Annotated in this window: 21 protein-coding genes; 11 read left to right on the top strand and 10 right to left on the bottom strand. The window is 68.4% G+C overall.

Features of this window, described 5'->3' with window-relative positions; genetic code table 11:
- Nucleotides 1-24: 24 nt before the first annotated feature.
- Together CAL15_RS11445 and CAL15_RS11440 are read right to left on the bottom strand one after the other, a co-directional pair.
- Entirely contained in the window at nt 25-2,391 is a 2,367-nt protein-coding gene (locus CAL15_RS11445) for an acyl-CoA dehydrogenase (protein WP_086078700.1), read from the bottom strand.
- Nucleotides 2,392-2,446: 55 nt separating this feature from the next.
- On the bottom strand, nt 2,447-3,130 hold the full coding sequence (locus tag CAL15_RS11440) for a TetR/AcrR family transcriptional regulator (RefSeq protein ID WP_086078699.1): 684 nt from the start codon (nt 3,128-3,130) through the stop codon (nt 2,447-2,449).
- A 281-nt stretch (nt 3,131-3,411) separates the two neighbouring features.
- Here CAL15_RS11440 and epsC point away from each other — a divergent pair, with 281 nt between their 5' ends.
- Both epsC and CAL15_RS11430 read left to right on the top strand, forming a co-directional pair.
- Complete coding sequence (epsC, locus tag CAL15_RS11435; RefSeq protein WP_086078698.1) at nt 3,412-4,359, top strand: serine O-acetyltransferase EpsC; 948 nt, start codon at nt 3,412-3,414, stop codon at nt 4,357-4,359.
- Nucleotides 4,356-5,198, top strand: a complete 843-nt coding sequence (locus CAL15_RS11430; protein WP_420042556.1) for an NAD-dependent protein deacetylase — start codon at nt 4,356-4,358, stop codon at nt 5,196-5,198. The genes epsC and CAL15_RS11430 overlap by 4 nt, the downstream gene beginning before the upstream one ends.
- Before the next feature lie 20 nt (nt 5,199-5,218).
- Here the strand turns inward: CAL15_RS11430 and CAL15_RS11425 are convergent, their stop codons facing one another.
- The 4 genes from CAL15_RS11425 to CAL15_RS11415 all read right to left on the bottom strand — a co-directional run bounded on the left by CAL15_RS11425 (nt 5,219) and on the right by CAL15_RS11415 (nt 8,240).
- Complete coding sequence (locus tag CAL15_RS11425; protein WP_086078696.1) at nt 5,219-6,160, bottom strand: hypothetical protein; 942 nt, start codon at nt 6,158-6,160, stop codon at nt 5,219-5,221.
- Nucleotides 6,161-6,550, bottom strand: a complete 390-nt coding sequence (locus CAL15_RS11420) for a hypothetical protein (protein WP_157666643.1) — start codon at nt 6,548-6,550, stop codon at nt 6,161-6,163.
- Nucleotides 6,513-6,941, bottom strand: coding sequence for a hypothetical protein (locus tag CAL15_RS24395; RefSeq protein ID WP_157666642.1), 429 nt, complete (start codon nt 6,939-6,941; stop codon nt 6,513-6,515). Before CAL15_RS24395 ends, CAL15_RS11420 begins: the two co-directional genes overlap by 38 nt.
- Nucleotides 6,942-7,394: 453 nt before the next feature.
- Nucleotides 7,395-8,240 (bottom strand): inositol monophosphatase family protein, encoded by an 846-nt coding sequence (locus CAL15_RS11415; protein WP_086078694.1) that lies wholly within the window; start codon nt 8,238-8,240, stop codon nt 7,395-7,397.
- A gap of 428 nt (nt 8,241-8,668) precedes the next feature.
- On the opposite strand from CAL15_RS11415, the gene nirB reads away from it, so the two are divergent.
- The 6 genes from nirB (at nt 8,669) to CAL15_RS11385 (ending at nt 16,326) form a co-directional block, all read left to right on the top strand.
- Complete coding sequence (nirB, locus tag CAL15_RS11410; RefSeq protein WP_198299206.1) at nt 8,669-11,230, top strand: nitrite reductase large subunit NirB; 2,562 nt, start codon at nt 8,669-8,671, stop codon at nt 11,228-11,230.
- Nucleotides 11,230-11,592 (top strand): nitrite reductase small subunit NirD, encoded by a 363-nt coding sequence (gene nirD, locus CAL15_RS11405; RefSeq protein ID WP_086078693.1) that lies wholly within the window; start codon nt 11,230-11,232, stop codon nt 11,590-11,592. Before nirB ends, nirD begins: the two co-directional genes overlap by 1 nt.
- Before the next feature lie 65 nt (nt 11,593-11,657).
- Nucleotides 11,658-12,503, top strand: coding sequence for a formate/nitrite transporter family protein (locus CAL15_RS11400; RefSeq protein WP_086078692.1), 846 nt, complete (start codon nt 11,658-11,660; stop codon nt 12,501-12,503).
- Nucleotides 12,504-12,519: 16 nt separating this feature from the next.
- On the top strand, nt 12,520-14,262 hold the full coding sequence (locus CAL15_RS11395) for a bifunctional protein-serine/threonine kinase/phosphatase (RefSeq protein WP_086078691.1): 1,743 nt from the start codon (nt 12,520-12,522) through the stop codon (nt 14,260-14,262).
- A 16-nt stretch (nt 14,263-14,278) separates the two neighbouring features.
- Nucleotides 14,279-15,046, top strand: a complete 768-nt coding sequence (gene cobA / locus CAL15_RS11390) for a uroporphyrinogen-III C-methyltransferase (protein ID WP_086078690.1) — start codon at nt 14,279-14,281, stop codon at nt 15,044-15,046.
- A gap of 32 nt (nt 15,047-15,078) precedes the next feature.
- On the top strand, nt 15,079-16,326 hold the full coding sequence (locus tag CAL15_RS11385; protein ID WP_232468184.1) for a nitrate- and nitrite sensing domain-containing protein: 1,248 nt from the start codon (nt 15,079-15,081) through the stop codon (nt 16,324-16,326).
- A gap of 47 nt (nt 16,327-16,373) precedes the next feature.
- On the opposite strand, the gene CAL15_RS11380 is transcribed toward CAL15_RS11385, so the two are convergent.
- Both CAL15_RS11380 and CAL15_RS11375 read right to left on the bottom strand, forming a co-directional pair.
- Nucleotides 16,374-17,852, bottom strand: a complete 1,479-nt coding sequence (locus tag CAL15_RS11380) for an NAD-dependent succinate-semialdehyde dehydrogenase (RefSeq protein ID WP_086078688.1) — start codon at nt 17,850-17,852, stop codon at nt 16,374-16,376.
- 168 nt (nt 17,853-18,020) lie between these two features.
- Nucleotides 18,021-19,280, bottom strand: coding sequence for a 4-aminobutyrate--2-oxoglutarate transaminase (locus CAL15_RS11375; protein WP_086078687.1), 1,260 nt, complete (start codon nt 19,278-19,280; stop codon nt 18,021-18,023).
- Nucleotides 19,281-19,414: 134 nt separating this feature from the next.
- On the opposite strand from CAL15_RS11375, the gene pdxR reads away from it, so the two are divergent.
- The 3 genes from pdxR to CAL15_RS11360 all read left to right on the top strand — a co-directional run bounded on the left by pdxR (nt 19,415) and on the right by CAL15_RS11360 (nt 21,660).
- Nucleotides 19,415-20,914 carry a MocR-like pyridoxine biosynthesis transcription factor PdxR gene (gene pdxR / locus CAL15_RS11370; RefSeq protein ID WP_420042545.1) on the top strand — a complete coding sequence of 500 codons (1,500 nt, stop codon included), beginning with the start codon at nt 19,415-19,417 and terminating at the stop codon, nt 20,912-20,914.
- Between the two features lie 78 nt (nt 20,915-20,992).
- Nucleotides 20,993-21,238 (top strand): AbrB/MazE/SpoVT family DNA-binding domain-containing protein, encoded by a 246-nt coding sequence (locus tag CAL15_RS11365; RefSeq protein ID WP_086078686.1) that lies wholly within the window; start codon nt 20,993-20,995, stop codon nt 21,236-21,238.
- Nucleotides 21,238-21,660: a type II toxin-antitoxin system VapC family toxin gene (locus CAL15_RS11360; protein ID WP_086078685.1), complete on the top strand. Its 423-nt coding sequence runs from the start codon at nt 21,238-21,240 to the stop codon at nt 21,658-21,660. Before CAL15_RS11365 ends, CAL15_RS11360 begins: the two co-directional genes overlap by 1 nt.
- A gap of 11 nt (nt 21,661-21,671) precedes the next feature.
- Here CAL15_RS11360 and CAL15_RS11355 read toward each other — a convergent pair whose 3' ends face one another.
- Nucleotides 21,672-22,577 carry a DUF72 domain-containing protein gene (locus CAL15_RS11355; protein WP_086081051.1) on the bottom strand — a complete coding sequence of 302 codons (906 nt, stop codon included), beginning with the start codon at nt 22,575-22,577 and terminating at the stop codon, nt 21,672-21,674.
- Between the two features lie 19 nt (nt 22,578-22,596).
- Nucleotides 22,597-24,552, bottom strand: coding sequence for a kelch repeat-containing protein (locus CAL15_RS11350; protein WP_086078684.1), 1,956 nt, complete (start codon nt 24,550-24,552; stop codon nt 22,597-22,599).
- Between the last annotated feature and the right edge of the window lie 2 nt (nt 24,553-24,554).

Below are 24,554 nucleotides of genomic sequence, written 5' to 3'. Positions count from 1 at the left end.
CGGTTCCTTGGTGTGGACGCGTCATCATGCGACGCGCGTCTGCGGTTGCGTCGTCGCCGGCCGCGTCGAGGCGGCTTCCCGTTCGGCGCCCAGGTCGAACGGGAAGTCGTCCACCCGCACCACGCGGTCGCGCAATGCGTCGCGTTGACGCAGCAGCCGGTAGTCTTCGTCGGACAGCAGGCCGGCCGACCGCGCGGCCTCCGCCATGTCGCGCACGTTGGCGCGCGGATCGCCGTCCAGCGCGCCGCGCTTTTCGACTTCGCGCAGCCGCGCCTCAGCCGGCTCGGCCGCGATGGTGGCGGCCAGCGCCTGCTCCAGCGCGCCGACCGGCTCATCGACACTGTCGGGCAGATAGCAGCCGGCGGTGAGGCGGTTGCGCGCCGCGCCCGGCGCGATCAGCAGCTGCGCCACCTGCTGGCCCAGCGCATCGCGCGGTTCGGCCTGCGGCAGGCCCCATGGAAACAGCGCCACGCGCAGCAGCGCCGCCATGCCGCGTTGCGGCAGGTTGTCCAGCACGCCGCGCGCCGCCTGCTGCAGCCGGTACAGCGCGTCCTGCATTGCCCAGTGCGCCAGCGGCGCGTCTTCGGCGGGCCGCCCCTGGTCTTCGTAGCGCTTGAGCACCGCGCTGGCCAGGTACAGCTGCGACAGCATGTCGCCTAGCCGCGCCGACAGACGCTCGCGCCGCTTCAGGCTGCCGCCCAGCAGCAGCATGCACAGGTCCGCCATCAGCGAGAAGGCGCTGGCGTAGCGGGTCATGCTGCGGTAGTAGGGCTGCATGGCCGGCGCCGCCTTGTCCGGCGCGCCCGCCAGGCGGCCCGCAGTCAGCGCGTGCCACACGGCGCGTGCGGCATTGCCGGCGGTGAAGCGCACGTGGCCCCAGAAGGCGCGGTCGAACGCGTCCAGGCCGCGGCGCGGGTCGCCGTCCCGCGCCGCGCGCATCTCGTCCAGCACATAGGGATGACAGCGGATGGCGCCCTGGCCGAAGATGATGAGGCTGCGCGTGAGGATGTTGGCGCCTTCCACGGTGATGCCGATGGGCGCCTGCTGGTAGGCCCGGCCCAGGAAGTTCGACGGCCCCAGGCAGATGCCCTTGCCGCCGATGACGTCCATGCCGTCCATCACCACCTGCCGGGCCCGCTCGGTGACGTGATACTTGACGATGGCCGACACTACCGAAGGCTTGGCGCCCAGGTCGATCGCGCCGGCGGTCATCACGCGCGCCGCTTCGGCCAGATAGGTATGGCCGCCGATGCGCGCCAGCGCTTCCTCGACGCCTTCGAAGCGGCCCACCGGCACGCGGAACTGGCTGCGCACGCGCGCATACGCGCCCACGGTCCGCGCCGTGTACTTGGCCATGGCCGCGTTGGAAGAGGGCAGCGAGATCGAGCGGCCCGCCGCCAGGCATTCCATCAGCATGCGCCAGCCCTGGCCGGCGCGCTCGGGTCCGCCGATGATGAAGTCCAGCGGCATGAAGACATCCTTGCCGCGCGTGGGACCGTTCATGAACATCGCGCCCAGCGGCTGGTGGCGCCTGCCCGTCTCGACGCCGGGGTGGTCGTGCGGCACCAGCGCGCAGGTGATGCCGATGTCGATCTCGCCGCCCAGCAGGCGGTCGGGGTCGTACAGCCGGAAGGCCAGGCCCAGCAGTGTGCACACCGGCGCCAGCGTGATGTAGCGCTTGTCCCACGTGACGCGCATGCCCAGCACCTCGCGGCCTTCCCACATGCCACGGCAAACCACGCCGTGGTCGGGAATGGCGGCGGCATCCGAGCCGGCCCACGGGCTGGTCAGCGCGAAGGCGGGTATCTCGTCGCCGTTGGCCAGGCGCGGCAGGTAGTGGTTCTTCTGGGCCTCGGTGCCGTAGTGCAGCAGCAGTTCCGCGGGCCCCAGCGAATTGGGCACCATCACCGACACCGCCAGCGCGGACGAGCGCGTCGACAGGCGTGCGATCACCTCGGAATGCGCATAGGCCGAGAAGCCAAGGCCGCCGTACTCGCGCGGGATGATCATGCCCAGGAAACCCTTTTGCTTCAGGTAGTTCCACAGTTCAGGCGGCAGATCGTGGCGGCGCTGCGTGATGTCCCAATCGTCGGCCATGCGGCACGCCTCGGACGCCTCGTGATCCAGGAAGCGCTGCTCGGCCTCGCTGAGCTGCGGCTTGGGATAGGCGAGCAGCGCATTCCAGTCGGGCCTGCCGCGGAACAGCTCGCCTTCCCACCACACCGTGCCGGCCTCGAGCGCGTCGCGCTCGGTGTCGGACATCTGCGGCAGCACCTTGCGATAGAGGCGGAACACCGGCCGCGTGAGCACCGCGCGCCGCACGGGGCGCACGCCCAGCAGCAGGGCCGGCACTGCCGCGACGGCAAGAAGAATCAGCAGGGCGGTGGTCATGGTGTGTTTGTCTCCGGATATCGTTATGTGGGCTGTGCCGCGCCAGCACGCGGCCTCAGCCGGATGGCGCGGCGAGCGGCGCGAGGGGCGCGCGCAGCCCGCCAAGCAGGAAGCTCATCAGGCGCGGCAACAGCAGCGCCGGGTTGTCGGGCTGCTCGGTCTCGTCGATGGTCCAGTTGGTGACCAGGCGCAGCGTGCTGGTGCCCATGATGGCGTACGAAGTGGCGCCCAGCATGAAGTGGAAGCGCCACATGATCTCGGCGCGCGGCACGTCGGGCAGCGCGGCGAACAGCGCGGTCTGGTAGCGCTCCATCACGTCGGCGTATTCCGACGCGAACAGCGTGCGGATGAAGCCTGTGGGGTCGGTCATGGTGCGCTCGAGCAGGGGCAGGAAGTGCCGTCCGGCATGTTCGGGATCGTTGGCCAGGCGCAGCAGCGTGCCGAAGAAAGCGTCCACGATCTGCGAGGGCTTGAGCGGCTTGCCGCCCGCTTCGGCCTCGAGCTTGTCCAGCACCCGCAGGCGTTCCTGGTTGACCAGCGACAGGCGGCGCTTCAACACATCTTGCAGCAGCGCTTCTTTCGAGCCGAAGTGATAGTTGACCGCCGCCAGATTGACCCCCGCGGCCGCGGTGAGCTGGCGCATCGACGTGCCGTCGTAGCCGTGGTGCGCGAACAGGCCTTCGGCGGCATCCAGGATGGCCTCGCGCGTGGACGAAGGCGGAACGGGCTGTTCTTTCATCGGTTGATTATTCAAACGTTCGTTTGAGTTCGATTATAAGGATAGTCATACGCTTGAAATCCCAGGCTATCCCTGTCAGGGTTTACGCCTACGCGTTCACCGGCCGCGCGCCGCGCCGCAAGACCCCGCCGGCCTGTCGGCGACCGCCCGCCGGCAACGCGCCAGCGGTTACAGTCGGCGGGTGGGCGCGCCCGCGCGCCGTTAAAGTCATTCAAGAGGTTCACCATGTTTGTAGACGTCCGGATCCCTGCCTGTGCGACCGCCGCCCGGAGGGACGTGCGATGAGCCAGGCATCGCGGCTGCCCGCGCAGCACTGGAATCTCGATGCGATCGTCTCGGGCCTGCGGGCCGCGCGCGTAGACTGGCGCGGTCCCCACGGGCGGCTTCGCGAAACCTCCGCCGGCCGCGAGTTCCCTTCGCAGGAAGGCTTGCGGCAGATCGTCGGGCAGCTGTGCGGCGCGCTGTTTCCCATGCGGCTGGGGCCCATCGATCTGCGTGAAGAGGTCGAGGACTTCTACGTCGGGCACACCACGGGCGAGGCCCTGGACGCTTTGCTGCACCAGGTCTACCTCGAGCTGCGGCACCTGAAGCGCGACGAGTCCGAAACGGCCGAGCAGACGCTGGCGCGGGCCGTCGAGATCGTGCGCGCCTTCGGCGCGGAACTGCCCATGGTGCGGCGCGCGCTCGACCTCGACGTGACGGCGGCCTACCACGGAGATCCGGCCGCGCGCAGCGTCGACGAGGTGCTGCTGTGCTATCCGGGCGTGATGGCCATGATCCACCACCGGCTCGCGCATGTGCTGTATCGCCTGGGCGCGCCCATGCTGGCGCGCATCGTGGCCGAGATCGCGCACGCCGACACCGGTATCGACATCCACCCCGGGGCCACCATCGGTCGCAGCTTCTTCATCGACCACGGCACCGGCGTCGTCATCGGCGAGACCGCCATCATCGGCGACCGCGTGCGGCTTTATCAGATGGTCACGCTGGGCGCCAAGCGCTTTCCGCCGGGCGAGAACGGCGAGCTGAAAAAGGGCCTGCCGCGCCATCCGATCATCGAGGACGACGTCGTCATCTATGCCGGCGCCACCATCCTGGGCCGCATCACCATCGGCAAGGGCTCGACCATCGGCGGCAACGTGTGGCTGACGCGCAGCGTGCCGCCCGGCAGCAACGTCACGCAGGCCAGCCTGGTCAGCGACATGCCCAACTGCGGCCTGAGCGGCTGAGCCCGATGCCGGCCTCGCTGCAGGATCTGCGGGCGTTCCTGGACGCCCATCCACGGCTGTTCGTGCTGACCGGCGCCGGTTGCAGCACCGGTTCCGGCATTCCCGATTACCGGGATGGCGACGGCGCCTGGAAGCGCAAGCCGCCCATCGATTTCCAGACCTTCATGGGCGGCGTCCCGGCGCGCGCTCGCTACTGGGCGCGCAGCATGGTGGGCTGGCGCCGCTTCGGCCACGTGCAGCCCAATGCCGCGCATCGCGCGCTGGCCGCGATGGAAGCGGAAGGCCGCGTCGAGCTGCTGGTCACGCAGAACGTCGACGGACTGCATCAAGCCGCCGGCAGCCGCCACGTGGTGGACCTGCACGGCCGGCTGGACGAGGTGCGCTGCATGCAATGCGACTGGCGCGGTTCGCGCGAGGCCTGGCAGCAGACCTTGTACGCGCGCAATCCGCAATGGGTGGCTTTCGACGCGCCCGACGCGCCGGACGGCGACGCCGACCTGGACGGATTGGATTTCTCCACCTTCGACGTTCCGCCCTGTCCGCGCTGCGGCGGCATCGTCAAGCCCGACGTCGTGTTCTTCGGCGAGACCGTGCCGCGCGACCGTGTGACGCGCGTACTGGAAGCCCTGGCCCGGTCCGATGCGATGCTGGTGGTGGGGTCGTCGTTGATGGTGCACTCGGGGTACCGCTACGCGCTGCAGTCCAGTCGCGAGGGGCGGCCCATTGCGGCGATCAACCTGGGCCGTACGCGGGCGGACGATTTGCTGGCGTTGAAGGTGGAGCAGCCGTGCGCCGACGCTTTAGAGGCTTTGCGGCTCGGCGAGGTGCAAAGCAAATAACGCGCCATTTTCAGGCGCGGTCAGCGATGGCAAAGCGTGTCCGGAATGGTGCGATAGAGCCGATGCGCGGGAATCTCTATGGAGACCTGTACCTGTGCATGGTTCGCGCTTTGCTTATCGGCATCGGTGTAGAAAATGCCGTCCGCAGCGGCTTCCGCCGCATAGCTGCCGGCGATGCCGCCAGCCAAACCTCCCACGACGCCGCAGGCCAGCAGCCCCCAGCCTGCGGAGGCCACGCCGAAGATGATGCACCCGGTGGCGGCCATACCGGCTCCTAAGCCACCGCCCACATATCCGCCAAGTTCCTCCGACAGCACCCTAGGCATTTCCTCGTCGGAGGCTTTCCATATCCTTGCGGCCGTCATGTTGATGCCGACGACCAGAACAACTCTTCCGCCGTGCTTCAGGAAGGACGCCCCACGCATGGCGGCCTTATTGACGCCCTCGTTCGACTTCCGAGCGCCATTGATGATCTTGTCGTGTATCGCCTCGCCGGTTAGCTTGTGTTTTTCTTCGTAGCGGCGCTCGATGTTCGGCCAGGTGCGGCCACCGATGCCATACTCGCCCCAGTCCCGGATCGTGTACATGCCGCGAGTAGCGAAATTATTGACGGCGCGCATGTGGCCGACAATGCGGTTTCTTTCCGCGCTCGCCCATCTGGCTACGGACTCTTTCGGTTCTCCCGCCTTGAGACGCCGTTCGAGTTCCGCGACCATGCCTTCAATCTCTCGCTTGTACTGCGCGCGTAGCGCGGGCGCGTTGACGCCGATGCTGCTCAGCGTGCGCCCCATTCCCATCGCATCGCCGCCCAATCCTTCCAAGAACCTCTGCGCGGTTTCGACATTGCCTGCGGGCAAGGGCAGCGAATATTGGTCGACGCCCTGATTATTCAGCACGACGGAAGGAGGTTGCCCGGCAATACGAATGTCTCCGCACGTATCAGGATTCACGCTGTCGCTCATTTATTGCTCCTTGGTGCGCATTCTTGGCAAATAGTCCGGAAGAAACTCTCCTAGCCCAGCGACAGGGAACAAGCGCAAACCTAGCGCCCCGGGGCTTCTCAGCTTCCACGGCATGTTTTCCACAGCCATATCGCGGCGGGGAATGTCGGGGTGCGTCCGAACTAGGTCGTCTATGGCACGTCCGGCGCCCGCAACGAATGGCCCCATGATCCAGAATCTGGCCTTGCCGTGGACGATGTAGAAGTCTTCGTCGCCGTGGTGAATCTCGTCGTCCATGGTGCAGAAGTCGATCTGCGTAATCTCGCTCGCCGGCATCGACCGCGTGATAGCTCCTCTCACCAGTTTCAGCCTATCATCGGAATAATCGACGTAGTTTTTTTCGGCATTCATCAATTTCTCTCCCGGACATCTTGGGTAAACGGCTCAGGGGAAACTCCCCGAATCCTGCTATCGGAAAAAGCCGTACTCCCAATATCGCAGAGCCTCTTAGGCGCCAAGGCAAGGAGATAACCGCCATGTCGCGGCATGGGATATTTGGGTGATCTGTCAGCAGGCTTTTTATAGCGCTGTAGCTCACTCCGATGGTAGGGCCGAGGATCCAGAATCGGGCTTTGCCATGCACAATATGGAATACGTCGTCACCGTGATGAATTTGATCATCCATGGTGCACACGTCGACCTTTTCAACCTCCCCCACGGGCATCGACGCTCTTTCAACGCCTTGAACGATCAGCTTGAGGGAGCTGCCGGAGTATTCCAGGTGATTGGCCTCGGCTTTCATTCCGTGAAACCAGGCATCCCGGCCAGGTGGTTCGATGAGAGCATCAGTTCAGGCATGGTGCATTCAGGCGCCGGTTCAGCGATACGCCACCCCACGCGATTCAGGCTTCCACTCATCACAGATTCCTATTTGGTCCTTGCGGGCGTACGGCGCGCGTTCGAACTCCAAACGTCCCAGTTCGATTTGCGAAGGATATTAATCTGGAAAAATGTATCTTCGGCGCGTCATTTGAAACTGATTCGACTGGGGGAGATGCCACGCAACACGCCCGCCACGAAGCTGCAAGCGCCGGCTGGGGGGTGCTCAGCGACTGTACCGCACTAGCTGCTCCGCTTTCCTTCCCCTATCCGAAGAACCGCCACTTCTCGCCCACCGTCGGGGCGTTCGCGAGTTAGTGGCTGATGTGGTGCGCAAATGGTATTGCGCAACGCGGAGGCCGGCTGGCGGTTGAACTCAGTGCGGTGATTGCTCGCCCAGCAACACCCGTCGCGCCGCATGCCAGCTTCCCGCATCGGGCGCCAGCAGCAGCCCGCCGTCGCGGTGCGTCGGCTTGTACGGGCTGCCGTCGAAATGCGCGGCATAGCCGCCGGCCTCTCGGTGCAGCAGCCAGCCCGCGGCATGGTCCCACGGGGTCAGCTTGTTGTAGAACAGCACGTGACAGTGGCCAGAGGCCGCCATGCGGTACTCGTAGGCGGCGCAGCGCAGCGATGCCGTGCTGCCCAGCTTCGCCAGGTTGCCATTGACCGTATCGCGCAGCGGCTGCGGCAGGTCGCCCGTGGCGATCATGGCGTCCATGTCCTCGGGCGGGACGGGGTCGGCCACCTTCAGCGGCTGGGGCGCCGCGCCCTCGCGCTCGATCCACGCGCCTTCGCCGCGCACCGCCAGCGCGGCCTCGCGCCCGATGGGGTCGTAGATCACGCCGGCGATCACGTCGCCGCGGTGGCATACGGCGATCATCATGCCGAACAGCGGCAGGCCGGCCACGAAGTTGCGCGTGCCGTCCACGGGATCGACGAGGAATGCCAGGTCGGCATCCACCAGCATGTTCAGCAGCGCGGGGTTGCGCGTGGACGATTCTTCGCCGATGAACACAGAGCCGGGGTAGAGCTTGGCCAGGCGCGCGGCGATGTGCCGTTCGGCGCCCTCGTCGGCGTCGGTGACGGGGTCGCGCGGCGATTCCTTGTCGCGTATGGCCTGGGCCGACAGGTTGCGAAAGCGCGGCAGCACTTCGGCCTGCGCGGCTTCGGCGAGGAGGGTGACCAGGCGACGGGTTTCGTCCTTGGAAAAAGTGCGGCTCATGGCGGGGTGGGCGGGCACGGAGGCCGCCCGGCAGGCTTATTGGGCGCCCAATCTAGCACGACGCGCCGGTCGGCGCGATGACGCATCCGGGCGATATCGCCGTCTCGTCTCATCCGCATGGATGCTCCGTCGCGGTGCCTTCCCGCGTGCAGCGTGCACCAGATTTGTGCGCTGCGGCATGAAGGACCGCACGCGCGATGGCCGCCGGTCGGGCTTTCGTCCGGGCCCGCGGAGCCTGGTTTTCATAGGGCGCGCCGCGCGCCGGACGGGATGGCGGCCCAAGTTGGCACGGACTTTGCATAAGCCATGGCAAGGCCCGCGCCCGCGCGGGCCGCCCGACAACGTGTGCAGTTCCGGCAAAGGCGCCTAACGACCATCCGGTCGAGGCGCCTTTTTGTTTTCCGGAAATGCACCGCCACGGAATAGCCATGAAAGACATGAACACATCGAACCCCTTGCAGACGCTGATCGTGGTCGGCAACGGCATGGTCGGCCACCACTGCGTCGAGCAGTTGGTCGCGCAAGGCGCGCTGCAGTACTACCGCATCGTCGTGTTCGGCGACGAGCCGCGCCGGGCCTACGATCGCGTGCACCTGTCCGAGTATCTGTCCGGCCGCGATGCGGAGTCCATGGCGCTGGGCGACGGCGCGGTGTACCGGACGCCGGGCGTGACGCTGCATCTGGGCCAGCGCGTGCAGGAGATCGACCGCGCGCGCCGCGAAGTGGTGACCGCCGACGGCCGCCATGGCTACGACAAGCTGGTGCTGGCCACGGGCTCGTTCCCCTTCGTGCCGCCGATCGCCGGCGCGGAAGAGGGCGCGGCGCGCCTGGTGTACCGCACGCTGGAAGACCTGGACGCCATACGCGGGGCGGCCGCCGGTGCCCGGCGCGGCGTGGTGGTGGGCGGCGGCCTGCTGGGCCTGGAGGCCGCCAATGCGCTGCGCGCGCTGGGGCTCGAGGCGCACGTGGTCGAGTTCGCGCCGCGCCTGATGCCGGTGCAGCTGGACGAGGCAGGCGGACTCGCGCTGAAGGCGCGCATCGAGGCGCTGGGCGTGCAGGTGCACGTGTCGCGCGCCACCGAGGCCATCAAGCCCGGGCACCAGCATCGCTATCGCCTGCGCTTCGCGGGCGGCGATGCCCTGGAGACCGACCTGGTGGTGTTCTCGGCGGGCATCCGGCCGCGCGACGGCCTGGCGCGCGCCAGCGGCCTGGCCGTCGGCGAGCGCGGCGGCATCGTGATCGACGACGCCTGTCTTACCAGCGACCCGGACATCTACGCCATCGGCGAATGCGCGCTGTGGAAGGGATCTGTGTTCGGCCTGGTGGCGCCCGGCTACCAGATGGCTCGCACCGTGGCGGCCGCGCTGTGCGGCCTGGAGGCGCAGCCGTTCCGCGGCGCCGACATGTCGACCAAGCTGAAGCTGCTGGGCGTGGACGTGGGCTCCATCGGCGACGCGCATGGCGCCACGCCCGGCGCGCGCAGCTATCGCTACATGGACGAGGTGAACGCGGGCTACCGCCGCCTGGTGGTGTCCGCCGACGGCAAGCAGGTGCTGGGCGCCGTGCTGGTCGGCGACAACAGCTACTACGACACGCTGCTGCAGTACGTGCAGAACGGCATCGCGCCGCCCGCAGATCCGGCCAGCCTGATCCTGCCGCGCGGCGCGGACACGCCGGTGCTGGGTCCGGCCGCGCTGCCGGCCACCGCCACCATCTGCTCGTGCCACAACGTCAGCAAGGCCGCGGTGTGCTCGGCCATCGACGATGGCTGTACGGACCTGGCCGGCGTGAAGGCCTGCACCAAGGCGGGCACCGGATGCGGCGGCTGCTCGGCCTTGTTGAAGCAGGTGTTCGAGCACGAGCTGGCCGCGCGCGGCGTGGCGGTGGACAAGAGCCTGTGCGAGCACTACGCCTACACGCGCCAGGAGCTCTATCACTTCGTGCGCGTCGAAGGTATCGAATCGTTCGAGGAGCTGCTGGCCCGCCACGGCCGCGGCGCGGTGGGCTGCGACATCTGCAAGCCCGTGGTGGCCTCGATACTGGCCTCGTGCTGGAACCGGCCGATCCAGGACCCGCTGCTGGTGCCGCTGCAGGACACCAACGACACCTTCATGGCCAACATGCAGAAGAACGGCACCTACTCCGTGGTGCCGCGCATTCCGGGCGGCGAGGTCACGCCGGACGGCCTGATCGCCATCGGCGCCGTGGCCAAGAAATACCAGCTGTACACCAAGATCACGGGCGGACAGCGCATCGACCTGTTCGGCGCGCAGCTGCACGAACTGCCCGACATCTGGGCCGAGCTGATCGCCGCCGGCTTCGAGACCGGCCATGCCTATGGCAAATCGACGCGCACGGTGAAGTCCTGCGTGGGCAGCACGTGGTGCCGCTATGGCGTGCAGGACAGCGTGGCCATGGCGCTGCGCATCGAGCACCGCTACAAGGGCCTGCGCGCGCCGCACAAGCTGAAGTTCGCGGTGTCGGGCTGCACGCGCGAGTGCGCCGAGGCGCAAAGCAAGGACATCGGCGTGATCGCCACCGAGAACGGCTGGAACCTTTACGTATGCGGCAACGGCGGCATGCGCCCGCGCCACGCCGAACTGTTCGCCACCGACCTGGACGACGAGATGCTGATCCGGCTGATCGACCGGGTGCTGATGCTGTACATCCGCACGGCCGACAAGCTGCAGCGCACCTCGGTGTGGCGCGAGTCGCTGGACGGCGGGCTGGACTACCTGAAGGACGTGGTCATCCACGACAGCCTGGGCCTGGCGGCGGAACTCGAGGCGCAGATGCAGACGGTGGTGGACCGCTACGAATGCGAGTGGGCCAATGCCATCAACGACCCCGAGAAGCTCAAGCGCTTCCGCACCTTTGTCAACGACAGGCGGGCAGACCCCGACGTGGCCTTCGTCGAAGAGCGCGGCCAGCGCCGTCCCGCCACGCCGGCCGAGGCGCGCCGCATTCCTATCGCTGTGGAGGAGCTGTGATGACCGCAACGACGCTTGCCTCTTCCAAGGCCGAGACCCGCTGGCGCGCGGTGTGCCGGCGCGCCGACCTGGTGGCCAATTCGGGCGTGGTGGCCTGGGTGGACGGCGCGCAGGTCGCCCTGTTCTACCTGCCGCAGGCTGGCGACGCGGTCTACGCCATCGACAACCGCGATCCCAAGTCGGGCGCCAACGTCATCGGCCGCGGCATCGTGGGGCAGCTGGGCGGCTCGCTGGTGGTGGCCTCGCCGCTCTACAAGCAGCACTTTCGCCTGGCCGACGGCAGTTGCGTCGAGTACGCCGACCAGCGGCTGCGCGTGTGGCCGGCGCGCCTGGCCGGCGACGCGGTCGAGATCGCCTTCTGAGCACGGCGCCCGCGCCGCGAACCATTTCTGCAATTCACTTTTGTACTGAAGCTAGGGGAACCGAGATGTCCTATATCGTGCCTGCCGAGTTCGTCACCAAGATGGTGGATGCCGGCGAATCCAAGATCTACATGGCCACCCGCGACGCGCTGATCCGCGCCTACATGGCCGGCGCCATCCTGGCGCTGGCGGCGGTGTTCGCGGTCACCGTCACCGTGCAGACGGGCTCGCCCATTCTGGGCGCGGCGCTGTTCCCGGTGGGCTTCTGCATGCTGTACCTGATGGGGTTCGACCTGCTGACCGGCGTGTTCGTGCTGACGCCGCTGGCATGGATGGAACGCCGGCCCGGCGTCACGCTGGGCGCGATCCTGAAGCACTGGGGCGTGGTGTTCGTGGGCAACTTCGCGGGCGCGCTGACAGTGGCCGTCATGATGGCCATCGTGTTCACCTACGGTTTCTCGGCGCCGGTCAGCAAGGTGGGCGAGGTGATCTCGCACATCGGCGAGAACCGCACGCTGGGCTACAAGGAGTACGGCGCGGCCGGCATGCTCACCATCTTCCTGCGCGGCGTGCTGTGCAACTGGATGGTGTCGCTGGGCGTGGTGGGCGCGATGATCTCCACGTCCGTCAGCGGCAAGGTCATCGCCATGTGGATGCCCATCATGGTGTTCTTCGCCATGGGCTTCGAGCACTCGGTGGTGAACATGTTCCTGTTCCCCTCGGCCCTGATCCTGGGCGGCAATTTCTCGATCATGGACTACCTGATCTGGAACGAACTGCCGGTGGTGCTGGGCAACCTGGTGGGCGGCATCACGATGACCGGCCTGACGCTGTACACGACGCACATGAAGACCGGCCCCAAGCGCAGCCTCGAAGCCGCGTCCATGCAGGCCAAGCGCAGCTTCGGCTGATCGGCGGATCGCGAGCATGGACGGCCCCTTGCCCTCGGACCCGGCCGCCGGCCTGCGCGTCAGCGTCGGCCAGCATTCCGAGGCGGGCCGCAAGCCGCACAACCAGGACTTCCACGGCCTGTGCCTGCCGCGCCAGCCGCTGCTCGGCGCCAAGGGCATCGCGGTCGCGCTGGCCGATGGCATCAGCAGCAGCGACGTGGGCCGCGCGGCCAGCGAGACGGCCGTGGCCAGCTTCCTGGAAGACTACTACTCCACACCCGAGACCTGGTCGGTCAAGCGCTCCGCGCAGCGCGTAATGGGCGCCGTGAATGCGTGGCTGCACGCGCAGACGCAGCGCGGCCCGCATCGCGGCGACCAGGACCGCGGCTATGTGTGCGCCATGAGCGTGCTGGTGCTGAAGTCGGCCACCGCGCACGTGCTGCACGTGGGCGATGCGCGCATCTATCGCCTGCGCGACGATGCCCTGGAGCAGCTGACAGAGGACCATCGCGTCTGGCTGTCGCGAGACAAGAGCTGCCTGGCCCGCGCGCTGGGCGTGGCCTCGCACCTCGAGATCGACTATCAGTCGCGCAGCCTCGCGCCCGGCGACCTGTTCCTGCTGCTTACCGACGGCGTCTACGAATACGTCGACCACGCCCGCATGATCGCCACGCTGCGGGCCCATGACGATGACCTGGACGCGGCGGCGCGCGCGCTGGCGCGGCTGGCCTACGACGCAGGCAGCCCGGACAACCTGACGGTGCAATTGGTGCGCGTGGAGGCGCTGCCGCTGCCCGAGGCCGCCGAGGTGGGCCATCGCGCCCGCACGCTGCCCTGTCCGCCCCTGCTGGCGGCCGGGCAGGTGCACGAGGGATATCGCATCGTGCGCGAGCTGCACGCCAGCAGCCGCAGTCACGTGTACCTGGCCGAGGCGCCCGAGGGCGGGCCCGTGGTGCTGAAGGTGCCTTCGCTGGACCTGCGGCACGACCCCGTCTATCTCGAGCGCCTGCTGATGGAGGAGTGGGTGGCGCGCCGCATCGACAGCCGCCACGTGGCGCGCGCGTGTCCGCCGGCGCAGCGGCACTCGCTGTACACCGTCAGCGAGTACATCGAAGGCCGCACGCTGGCGCGCTGGATGGCCGATCATCCCGACCTGTCGCTGCCGCGGGCGATCGACCTGCTGGAGCAGGTCGCGCGCGGCCTGCAGGCGTTTCACCGGCTGGAGATCGTGCACCGCGACCTGCGGCCCGAGAACCTGATGGTGGACGGGCAAGGCGTGGTGCGCATCATCGACATGGGCTCGGCCGAGGTGGCCGGCGTGGCCGAGGCGGCGGGCGACCGCGGGCCAGAAGTGCCTGGCGCCATCGCCTATGCGGCGCCCGAGTATTTCCTGGGCGAGACGGGCGGCCAGGCTTCCGACATCTATTCGCTAGGCGTCATCGCCTACCAGATGCTGACGGGCCGGCTGCCCTATGGTACGCAGGCCTCGCGCGTGCGCACCCACGCCGATCTGCTGCGCCTGCAGTACGCGCCCGCGCGCCAGGACCGGCAGGGCAGGCCGCTGCCCGGCTGGGTGGACGCGGTGCTGGCGCGCGCCGTGCATCCCGATCCCCGCTCGCGCTACGCCGAACTTTCCGAATTCACTTACGCGCTGCGCCATCCCGAGTCGGTGGCGCGGCGCGCGTCCGTGCCCCTGCTGGAACGCCATCCCGTGCTGTTCTGGAAGGTGCTCAGTCTCATCCTGGGCGGCGCCTTGCTGGTGCTGCTCGCCTATCGCTGAACAGGAGCGCGTGCTCATGGAAACCAACGTATGGTTGATCGGCGCCGGCCCCGGCGATCCGGAGCTGCTGACGCTGCGCGCGGTCAAGGCGCTGCGCCGCGCCGAGGTCGTGCTGATGGACGACCTGGTCAATCCGGAAGTGCTCGAACACTGTCCGCAGGCCCGCGTGATACGCGTGGGCAAGCGCGGCGGCTGCCGCTCCACGCCGCAGGACTTCATCCAGCGGCTGATGCTGCGCTATGCGCGCCAGGGACGCCGCGTGGCGCGCCTGAAGGGCGGCGATCCGTGCATTTTCGGCCGCGGCGGCGAAGAGGCCGAATGGCTCAGCCGCCATGGCGTGGCCTGCGAAGTCGTCAGCGGCATCACCGCCGGCCTGGCCGCGGCCACCGGCAGCGGCATTCCGCTGACCCTGCGCGGCGCCGCGCGCGGCGTCACGCTGGTGACGGCCCATACCGAGGACGGCAGCGAGCCGGCCTGGGAGGCCCTGGCGCGCAGCGGCACGACGCTGGTGGTGTACATGGGGGTGGCTCGCCTCGAGGCGGTATCGGCCGCCTTGCTGGCGGGCGGCCTGCCGGGCGATACTGCGGTGGCAATGATCGAGCGCGCCTCGCTGGCCGACCAGCGCGAATGCCGCTCGACGTTGGCGGCGATGGCGGCGGATGCGCGCGCCTTCGGCCTGAAAAGCCCCGCCATCCTGGTGATCGGCGCGGTGGCGGCGTGCCGCATGTTCGGCATCGCGCCGCAATCGGTCGAGGCGTCCGCGCCGGCGCGCAAACAGGCGTAGATGCAAGAGGGTGTTCCATGACGAGAGGGGCCATGCGGCCGGCCTTGAGGTTCCTGCTGGCGGCGCGGCAGTCCGAGCTGCACGGGCTGGAGCAGTTGGCGCACACCTGCCGGTTCGTGTCGCTGGTCGGCGAACTGGTGCACGCGCTGCAGAAAGAGCGCGGCTATTCCAACCTTTACCTGTGCCGCGATCAACCTTCGCTGTTGCCTGCCCTGGATACGCTGACGCGCAGCGCCGAAGCCAGCGAGGCGCGCGTGCGCGGCTTTCTGGACAGCGCGCTGGCCCGCGGCGAACAGCCCGGCCGCGCCAGGCTGTATGGCTGCATCGCCCACGCGCTGTATCGGCTGGATGAACTGCCCGACCTGCGCTGGCGCGTGCGGCAGCGCAGGCTGGGTGCGCAGGAAGCCGGCGCGGCCATGACCCGGCTGATCGGCAGCCTGCTGGCGGTGGTGTTCGAGGCCGCCGATGCCTCGCTGGACGCCGGCATCACCCGCATGCTGGTGGCCCTGTTCAACTTCATGCAGGGCAAGGAACTCAGCGGCCAGGAACGCGCCTATGGCGTGATGGGCTATACCGCGGGGTACTTCACCGACGCGCAGAAGGCGCAGATGGCGGAACTCGCGGCCAGCCAGCAGCGCTGCTTCGAGACCTTCGAACACTACGCGCCCGACGACGTGCTGACGGCGTGGCGGCAGGCGCAGCCGCACGCGGAACCCGTGCATCGCCTGCGCGACATGGCGCGCCACACTCACGCGGGGCAGCCGCTGGACCCGGGGCTGGCGGAGTTGTGGTTCGAATTGTGCACGGCGCGCATCGACGCCATGCATCCGGTAGAGCGCGAGCTGGCCGAGTCCCTGGCCCGCCAGTGCGCGTCGCGCATCGAGGCGGCGCGCGCCGACCGCGACAATCACCGCGAGCTGCTGGACCAGTTCGCGCAGCACGTAGGCGGCGACGCGCCGGCCCTGGTGTTCAACGTGCAGCGCCGCGTGCTCGACGTGCCGCCCGCCGATGGCATGGCCGGCGGCATCGAGCGCTCGATGCTCGACATCCTGCAGGCCCAGGCCGCCCGCATGCGGCAGGCCGACGAGGCGCTGGAGCAGGCGCGCGGCGCGCTCGACGAGCGCAAGCGCATCGAGCGCGCCAAGTGGCTGCTGGTGCAGCGGCACGGCCTGTCCGAACCGGCTGCGCATGAGCGCCTGCAGCGCGCCGCCATGGACGGCGGCGTGTCGCTGGGCGAGGTGGCCCGCCAGTTGCTCGAGCAGGACGCCCGGCGCCGCTGAGCGCACTCAGGCGCGCGGCCTTCCGCGTAGCGGCGCTGGACGCAAGATCAGCCCTTGGCGCCCAGATCCAGGCACAGGTACTTGGTCTCGAGGTATTCCTCGATGCCGTACTTCGAGCCTTCGCGGCCCAGGCCCGACTGCTTCACGCCGCCGAACGGGCCCACCTCGTTCGAGATGATGCCGGTGTTGATGCCGACGATGCCGTACTCCAGCGCTTCGGACACGCGCCACACGCGCGCGTAGTCTCGCGTGTAGAAATACGCGGCCAGGCCGAAGATGGTGTCGTTGGCCATCTGGATGGCCTCGTCCTCGGTCTTGAAGCGGAACAGCGGCGCCACGGGGCCGAAGGTCTCTTCGGACGCCACCTTCATCTGCTGCGTCACGTCGCGCAGGATGGTGGGTTCGAAGAACGTGCCGCCCAGCGCATGCGGCTTGCCGCCCGCGATCACCTTGGCGCCCTTGGACGTGGCGTCGGCGATGTGCTCCTGCACCTTCTCGACGGCGGCCTTGTCGATCAGCGGGCCCTGGGTCACGCCCTTTTCGAAGCCGTCACCCACCTTCAGCGCGCTGCCCACCTTGTCCACCAGGCGCCGCGCCAGCTCGTCGTAGATGCCGTCCTGCACGTAGATGCGGTTGGCGCACACGCAGGTCTGGCCGGCGTTGCGGTACTTCGAGGCCAGGATGCCGTCCACCGCGGCGTCCAGGTCGGCGTCGTCGAACACCAGGAAGGGCGCATTGCCGCCCAGTTCCAGCGACAGCTTCTTGATGGTCGGGGCGCACTGTTCCATCAATGTGCGGCCCACTTCGGTGGAGCCGGTGAAGCTCAGCTTGCGCACCGTGTCGCTTTCGCACAGGGCCGCGCCGATGTCGCGCGAACTGCCGGTGATGACGTGGAACACGCCGGCCGGGACGCCGGCTTCCTCGGCCAGCACCGCCAGGGCCAACGCGGTAAGCGGCGTCTGCTGCGCGGGCTTGACCACCATCGTGCAGCCGGCGGCCAGCGCGGGGCCCACCTTGCGCGTGATCATCGCGGCGGGGAAGTTCCACGGCGTGATGGCTGCGGTGACGCCGATGGGCTGCTTCAGCACCAGCAGGCGCTGGCCGGCCTTGGGGCTTTGCAGCACGTCGCCGTCGATGCGCTTGGCTTCCTCGCCGAACCACTCCAGGAAGGACGCCGCATAGGCGATCTCGCCGGCGGCCTCGGTCACGGGCTTGCCCTGTTCGGCGGTCATGATGGCGGCCAGGTCCTGCTGGTGCGCCATCATCAGGTTGGCCCATTTCAGCAGGACGGCCGCGCGCTCCTTGCCGGTCTTGGCGGCCCAGGCGGGCAGGGCGGCCGCGGCGCTGGCGATGGCCTGCTCGGTTTCCTTGCGGCCCAGCTTGGGCACCGACACAATGGTCTTGCCCGTGGAGGGGTTGTCGACCGGAATGCTGGCGCCGCCGCCGGCCGGCACCCATTCGCCGTTCAGGTAGCAGGCATCGCGCAGCAGGTCGGGGCGCTTCAGGGAGAGGGAAGACTGGGCCATGGAAACTCCTTGGGAATCGGGGCGGGCGGCGCGCCAACGCGCGGCCGCCGGAAAAGGAACGGGCACAGCAAAGGCCGTGCCCGGACGATGCGGCCTGAGGCCGGGTCTGGGCCGGTCGACACTACTAGATCGCTTCCGCGACCGCGCGTCAACCGGCCGTATGTCGCGTCAGCCTTGCAGGGCGTCGGCCAGGATGTCCAGCGCGCGCGCGAACTGCGCGTCGGGGATGGTCAGGGGATACAGGAAGCGCAGCACGTTGCCGTACACGCCGCAGTTGAGCAGAATCAGGCCCTGCTGCAGCGCACGCTGCTGCACACGCTTGACCGCCTCGGCGTCCGGCTTGCCGGTGGCCGGATCGACCAACTCGGCCGCGACCATGGAACCCAGGCCGCGCACGTCGGCGATGGCGGGCACCTTGGCGCGCAGGCCGTTCAGGTGCGCCTTCAGCTTCTCGCCCAGCTGGGCCGAGCGCGCGCACAGCTGATCTTCCTCGAACACGTCCAGCACGGCATGCGCCGCGGCCACCGCCAGCGGGTTGCCCGCGTACGTGCCGCCCAGGCCGCCGGGGGCCGGGCCGTCCATCACTTCGGCGCGGCCGACCACGCCCGAGATGGGCAGCCCGCCGCCCAGGCTCTTGGCAATGGTCATCAGGTCGGGGCGCACGTCGTGGTGCTCCATGGCGAACAGCTTGCCGGTGCGGCCGAAGCCGGTCTGCACTTCGTCGGCGATCAGCATGATGCCGTGCGCGTCGCACAGCTTGCGCAGCGCCGTCATCAGTTCGGGCGGCGCGACGTTGAAGCCGCCTTCGCCCTGCACCGGCTCGATGATGATCGCGGCCACGCGCTGCGGATCGATGTCGGTCTTGAACAGCATTTCCAGCGCCTTCATCGACTCGGCCACCGTGACGTCGGCGCCGGGGAAGGGCACGTGGAAGATCTCGCCCGGCATGGGGCCGAACGACAGCTTGTAGGGAGCGACCTTGCCGGTCAGCGCCATGCCCAGCATGGTGCGGCCATGGAAGGAACCGCCGAAGGCGATGACGCCCGAACGGCCGGTGTACGAACGGGCGATCTTGACGGCGTTCTCGACGGCTTCGACGCCGGTGGTGAAGAAGGCGGTCTTGGCCGGGCCTTCGATGGGGGCCAGCGCATTGATGCGCTCGGCCAGCGCCACGTAGCTTTCGTACGGCACGATCTGGTAGGCCGTGTGCGTGAACTGCTGCAGTTGCGCGGCGACGGCGGCCTGCACCTTGGGATTCAGGTGGCCGGTGTTCAGCACCGCGATGCCGCCGGCGAAGTCGATGTATTCCTTGCCCTCGGCGTCCCACAGCGTGGCGTTCTCGGCGCGCACGGCGTAGAAGTCGCACATCACGCCCACGCCCCGCGGGGTGGCCTGCGCGCGGCGGGTATTCAGGTCTTGGTTCTTCATCGTCATTCTCGATAGGGAAATAGGCCGTAGCCACAGCGGATTGCCGGCGCGTACCGACACGCCCGGGATGGAGAATATTTAATGCTAAGATGGCCCCATCCCGAGGAACCACTTCCGCTTATCAGGTAGAACCATTGAGGTCCATCGTCGGCGACCTGTTGCTGCTGCGTCTGGGCGACGCCTCCGACGGGCCCATGAACCAGCGGCTGTACCGCGGCCTGCGCGAAGCCATCCTCGACGGCACCATTCCGGCCGACACGCGCCTGCCCGCCACGCGCGACCTCGCCTCCGAGCTGGGCATCGCGCGCAACACCGTCGTGCACGTCTACAGCCAGCTGCAGGCCGAGGGCTATACCCGCAGCCGCCAGGGCAACGGCACCTTCGTCGCCCACACCCTGCCCGAGTCATACCTGGCCAGCGGCCGCAGCGCGCGCCGCACGCCGCCCGCACCCAGCCGGCCGGCGCTGTCCGAGCGCGGCGCGCGCATCGTCGACGGCGTATCGGCCTCGCCCTATCAATGGGGCGCCTTCATGCCGGGCGTGCCCGACGTCACCGAGTTTCCGCACCAGAAGTTCGGCCGCATCGTCAGCGGATTGTGGCGCCGCCCCACGCCGGACATGCTGACCTATTCGTACGGCGGCGGCCTGCCCGCGCTGCGCGAGGCCCTGGCGCAATACCTGGCGCTGATGCGCTCGGTGGACTGCGATCCCGAGCAGATCCTCATCACCGAGGGCTCGCACCAGGCCATCGACCTGGCCACGCGCATCCTGGGCGGCGCGGGCGACGTGGCGTGGATCGAGAACCCTGGCTACTGGGGCGCGCGCAGCGTGCTGTCGGCCAACGGCATCCGCATCGAACCGCAGCCCGTGGACGAAGAGGGCATGCGCCTGCCGGCCGATCCGGTCGAGGTGCCGCCGCGCTTCATGTTCGTCACCCCCTCGCACCAGTATCCGCTGGGCCCCGTGATGTCGCTGGCGCGACGCCGGCAGTTGCTGGCCCTGGCGCGGCGCTGGGGCAGCTGGATCATCGAGGACGACTACGACAGCGAGTTCCGCTTCACCGGACGGCCTATCCCATCGCTGCAGGGCCTGGAGCCGGATGCGCCTGTGATCTACCTGGGTACCTTCAGCAAGACCATGTATCCCGGCCTGCGCCTGGGCTACCTGGTGCTGCCGCGCGCGCTGGCCCCGGCCTTCCAGGCCGCGCATGCCGAGCTGTATCGCGAGGGGCATCTGATGACCCATGCGGCCGTGGCGGCCTTCATCGCCGAGGGCCACTACGCGGCGCACGTGCGGCGCATGCGCATGCTGTACGGACGGCGGCGCGCGATGCTGGTCAACCTGATCGACCGCCGGCTCGGACCGGATTGGCTGCATCGCGATTCCAGCGATGCCGGGCTGCACCTGGTGCTGAACCTGCCGGACGACCTGCCCGATCAGCGGGTGGCGCAGGCGGCGCACGAACGCGGTGTGCTGACGCGGCCGCTGTCGCGGTATTACGCGGGCGACGAGCCCGCGCGGCAGGGGTTGCTGCTGGGATATGCCTGCGTGCCCGACAATCAGATCGCGCGCAAGTTCGAGGTGGTGGTGGACAGCCTGGCGGCGGTGGCAAGGCAGGGGAAGGGACGATCCTGACATCCTGGCCCGCCTGTTCCATCGGTCCGAAGGGTTATAGAATGGATATCCGAATTCAGATATCCATGAGGTGCGAAGATGGACCTGCTGGTGGCGAAGTGGGGCAATAGCCTTGCGTTGCGCATCCCCGCTGACTATGCACGCAGCACCGGCCTGAAAGAGGGCGATCGCGTCGAGGCCAGCTTGACGGTCGATGGCGGAATCAGCCTTCGCACCGCCAAGTGGAACCGCAAGGCGTTCGCCCTGCAATTGCAGCAGATGCGCGAGTCGATGCCCGAGGGCGAGTCGGTCATCGACGAATTGCGCCGTGGCGGGCGCTACTGATGATCTACGTCGACACCAGCGTATTGGTCGCGCTGTGCGTCCCCGAGCCGAAGAGTGGCGCCGTGGGCCGATGGTACGCGGGTGTTGCCGGCGAGTTGGGTTCCGCCGCATGCTGCGTGACCGAGTTCGCCAGTGCTTTGGGCATCAAGCAGAGAACGGCGCAGATCACAGCAGAGCAGGGCGCCGCCGCGTGGCAGGCCTTCGAACGGCTCTGCGCCAGTGATTTATATCTTTTGCCGGTAGACCCCCCGGTATTTCACCGTGCCGCGGTGCTGACGCTGGACGCTGCATCGGGCTTGCGCGCCGGCGATGCGCTGCATCTGGCGGTCGCCCTGGATGCCAAAGCCAGGGGCATGGCGACCCTGGATGACGTACTGGCTCGCAGCGCGAAGCGTCTGAAGATCAAGCCTCTGACGTTCTAGCCGTAGCGGCGTCAGCGCGGCGTCAAGGCCGTGTCCAGCGCAGCCGCCAGTCCCGCGGCGTTGCGCATGCCCTGGTCTTCGTAGTTGGTGTTGAACAGGGCCTGCGTGCGCTTCGTTTTCCTGGCCAGTTTCTTGATGCGGGCCGCCAGCTCGGCCAGTTCCTCGGGCGTGTACACGTACTGGAAGCGCGAAGACGACGCGGCGCCGGAGGCGTTCCAGGAAGCGGCGTTGCGGCCGTGCAGGCGGACGACGGCCAGGTCGGGATGGGTGGCTTCCCAGATGGCGGGCACCGTGTTCTCCATGCCTTGCGGCGCGTCCACCACGGTGTGCACCACGCCCAGTTCGCGCTGCAGGGCCAGCGTGGCGTCGGTGGCGGCGGGGCCGTCGAACCAGCTGTGGTGGCGGAACTCGGCCGACATGGTCAGGCCTTGCATGCGGCTCGCGCACTCGCGCACGCGGGCGATGCCGCGCGCATCGCGCCGCACCCACGGCGGAAACTGGAAATGGATGGCGCCCAGCTGGTCCGTCATGCGCAGCGGTTCGACGGCCAGCATGAAGCGATGCCACAGTTCATCAATCCAGGGCTCGGGCAACTGGTTGTCGAACAGTGTGTCGGGCGCGTCGGGCCAGTCGCGCCGCAGGTCTTCCGGCAGCGCCTTCAACGGGATGCGATGGCCGGTGAAGGCGCGAAAGGCCTTCATGTTGAAGACGAACCCCGGCGGCGTGCGCTGGGTCCACAGATAGGCCGTGTAAGGATCGGGCAGGGCGTAGTAGCTGGAATCGACCTCGACCGTGTCGAAATGGTCGGCATAGAAGCGCAGGCGCGATTCGGCGTCTTTGGCGTGCGGTGGATAGAAGCGGCCGCACGCCAGCAACGTGGGATCGGTCCAGGACGCGGTGCCGACCAGCAGGCTCATGATCATTCCGACCCGCGCGCTACGGCACGTATCGCTCCACGGACCCCATGACGGAGCCTGCATCGGATCCGCCCAGCACCACGGCCTGTCCGCCAGGCAGGGGCGCCGCGGCGGCGCGGTGCCTGCCCGCGGTCAGGCTGCCGGCGGTCGTCCAGGCATTGACGTCGGGGTTGTAGATCTCGGTGGAGTTCAGGAGGGCGGCGGTGGCGTCGCGCCCCGCGGCGACCAGTACCCGCCCGTCCGTCAACAGCGTCATGGTGGCCAGCCTGCGGACTTGGTTCATGGTGCTGGTCGTCCAGCTCGAATCCGCCGGGTCGTACAGCCAGGCGGTACTGCTGCCGTCGGCGATGGACAGGATCTTGCCATTTGCCAGCGCAACGCTTTGCGTGGTGGGATTGCCCGCCATGCCGCCCACGGCCATAGGCGTCGTCGGAGTGACCAGGTCCGTGGGAAACAGCTCCGCCGATTGCAGGAGCGCGCTGCCGTCGATGCCCCCTGTCACCAGCACGGCGCTGCCGTCCGCCAACAGTGCGGCGCCGTGCTGCGCGCGCGGCCCCGAAAGCTGACGGGGCAGCAGCGTCCACACGCCCGTGGCCGGATCGTAGATTTCCGCCGTAGCGTGGGCCTGGATCGAGCCGTCGTTGGTGGTACCGCCTATAGCCAGCACCCGTCCGTCGGGAAGGCGCGTCGCCGTATGGCTTTGCCTAGGCTCGTTCAACCAGCCGGTCGCGGTCCAGGTGTTTGCCACGGGATCGTAGAGCTCGGAATGGTTCGTCGCGGGGGAGGACGGCAGAGGCGAGCCCCCTGTGACGAGCACGCGTCCGTCGGCCAGCAGCGTGGCGGTGTGACCCGAGCGTGGCACCAGCATCGGCGCGGCCGCGGTGAATGAATCGCTGGCCGGGTCGTATATCGTCGCGTCGCCGATGGGGCCGGTTGGGCCATAGCCGCCAGCGAGCAGGACACGGCCATCGTTCAGGGCAACGGCCGTGGCGTCGCGGACGGGCGTCGGCAGCGCGGCGGAAATACTGGTCCAGGCGCCTCGTCCCGTCACTGTGATGCGCACCGACGACTGCGCGCTGCCGGCATCGTTGTATGCCGTGATGGTGTACGGCGCCTGTGCCTGCAGGGCGGACGGCATGCCGGAAATGACGCCGGTCGTCGCGTTGAGACTCAGGCCGGCCGGCAGCGCGGGGCTGACGGAGTAGCCTGTCGGCGCGCCGCCGGTGACGTGCGGCGTGTTCGCAGGAATGGCCTCACCGGATACGTACAGCGGCTCGGCCGCGTCGTAGCTCAGGCTGGCGGGCGCCTGCAGTGCCGGCTGCACCGAGATGTCGAGCGTCGTGCCGATGCTGCCCGCGGCGTTCGTGCCGGTGACGGTGTAGGTGGCGACAGGCGTCTCGGCCTGGGGCGTGCCGCTGATCACGCCGGTTTCCGGATGCAGGTCCAGTCCGGCGGGCAGCGCGGGGCTGACCGTGTAGCCGGCAATGGGCCCGCCCGTGCTGGTGGGCGTGTTGTCGGGTATGGGCGTGCCCACGGTATAGGCGACGGCGCTGTCTCGGTAGCTGAGGCTGGCCGGCGCGGCGATGCGCTCGCGCACTTCGATCTCGAGGCGCGCCGTGGCGCTACCCGAGGCGTTCTGCGACGTCACGACATAGATTGCCGCGGCGCTGGCGGCGGTAGGCGTACCGGAGATCACGCCGGTGGCCGCATCCATCCCCAGGCCGGCAGGCAGGGCCGGCTCAATCGTAAAGCTGTCAACGGCCCCGCCGCTGACGCGCGGCTCGTTGGGCGCGATCGCGACCCCTGTCTCGTAGATGGCCGACGTCATCGCATAGCTCAGTCCCGCGGGCGCGTCGGGATCGTCGTCCCCACTGCCGCCGCATGCCGACAACGAGAACAGCACGATGCCGATGAGCAAGGTGTAGAAGCCGCCACGGGCGCGGCGTGCCGCGTCTGGTGTCCGAACGGAAATCATGG

The sequence above is a fragment of the Bordetella genomosp. 13 genome (assembly GCF_002119665.1).
In the GTDB taxonomy this organism is placed as follows: domain Bacteria; phylum Pseudomonadota; class Gammaproteobacteria; order Burkholderiales; family Burkholderiaceae_B; genus Bordetella.
Note: the sequence above shows the minus strand (reverse complement) of the source record. Positions and strands in the feature narration are given on the sequence as shown.

What these genes read in the sequence shown, in the direction of transcription:
- cobA (WP_086078690.1), top strand. Translation starts at nt 14,279, where the DNA reads ATGGAAACCAACGTATGGTTGATCGGCGCCGGCCCCGGCGATCCGGAG.
- CAL15_RS11350 (WP_086078684.1), bottom strand. Translation starts at nt 24,552, where the DNA reads ATGATTTCCGTTCGGACACCAGACGCGGCACGCCGCGCCCGTGGCGGC.
- CAL15_RS11375 (WP_086078687.1), bottom strand. Translation starts at nt 19,280, where the DNA reads ATGAAGAACCAAGACCTGAATACCCGCCGCGCGCAGGCCACCCCGCGG.
- CAL15_RS11440 (WP_086078699.1), bottom strand. Translation starts at nt 3,130, where the DNA reads ATGAAAGAACAGCCCGTTCCGCCTTCGTCCACGCGCGAGGCCATCCTG.
- CAL15_RS11415 (WP_086078694.1), bottom strand. Translation starts at nt 8,240, where the DNA reads ATGAGCCGCACTTTTTCCAAGGACGAAACCCGTCGCCTGGTCACCCTC.
- CAL15_RS11420 (WP_157666643.1), bottom strand. Translation starts at nt 6,550, where the DNA reads ATGAATGCCGAAAAAAACTACGTCGATTATTCCGATGATAGGCTGAAA.
- CAL15_RS11400 (WP_086078692.1), top strand. Translation starts at nt 11,658, where the DNA reads ATGTCCTATATCGTGCCTGCCGAGTTCGTCACCAAGATGGTGGATGCC.
- CAL15_RS11380 (WP_086078688.1), bottom strand. Translation starts at nt 17,852, where the DNA reads ATGGCCCAGTCTTCCCTCTCCCTGAAGCGCCCCGACCTGCTGCGCGAT.
- nirD (WP_086078693.1), top strand. Translation starts at nt 11,230, where the DNA reads ATGACCGCAACGACGCTTGCCTCTTCCAAGGCCGAGACCCGCTGGCGC.
- CAL15_RS11425 (WP_086078696.1), bottom strand. Translation starts at nt 6,160, where the DNA reads ATGAGCGACAGCGTGAATCCTGATACGTGCGGAGACATTCGTATTGCC.
- CAL15_RS11355 (WP_086081051.1), bottom strand. Translation starts at nt 22,577, where the DNA reads ATGAGCCTGCTGGTCGGCACCGCGTCCTGGACCGATCCCACGTTGCTG.
- CAL15_RS11395 (WP_086078691.1), top strand. Translation starts at nt 12,520, where the DNA reads ATGGACGGCCCCTTGCCCTCGGACCCGGCCGCCGGCCTGCGCGTCAGC.
- CAL15_RS11445 (WP_086078700.1), bottom strand. Translation starts at nt 2,391, where the DNA reads ATGACCACCGCCCTGCTGATTCTTCTTGCCGTCGCGGCAGTGCCGGCC.
- epsC (WP_086078698.1), top strand. Translation starts at nt 3,412, where the DNA reads ATGAGCCAGGCATCGCGGCTGCCCGCGCAGCACTGGAATCTCGATGCG.
- CAL15_RS11360 (WP_086078685.1), top strand. Translation starts at nt 21,238, where the DNA reads ATGATCTACGTCGACACCAGCGTATTGGTCGCGCTGTGCGTCCCCGAG.
- CAL15_RS11385 (WP_232468184.1), top strand. Translation starts at nt 15,079, where the DNA reads ATGCGGCCGGCCTTGAGGTTCCTGCTGGCGGCGCGGCAGTCCGAGCTG.
- CAL15_RS11365 (WP_086078686.1), top strand. Translation starts at nt 20,993, where the DNA reads ATGGACCTGCTGGTGGCGAAGTGGGGCAATAGCCTTGCGTTGCGCATC.
- nirB (WP_198299206.1), top strand. Translation starts at nt 8,669, where the DNA reads ATGAAAGACATGAACACATCGAACCCCTTGCAGACGCTGATCGTGGTC.
- CAL15_RS24395 (WP_157666642.1), bottom strand. Translation starts at nt 6,941, where the DNA reads ATGAAAGCCGAGGCCAATCACCTGGAATACTCCGGCAGCTCCCTCAAG.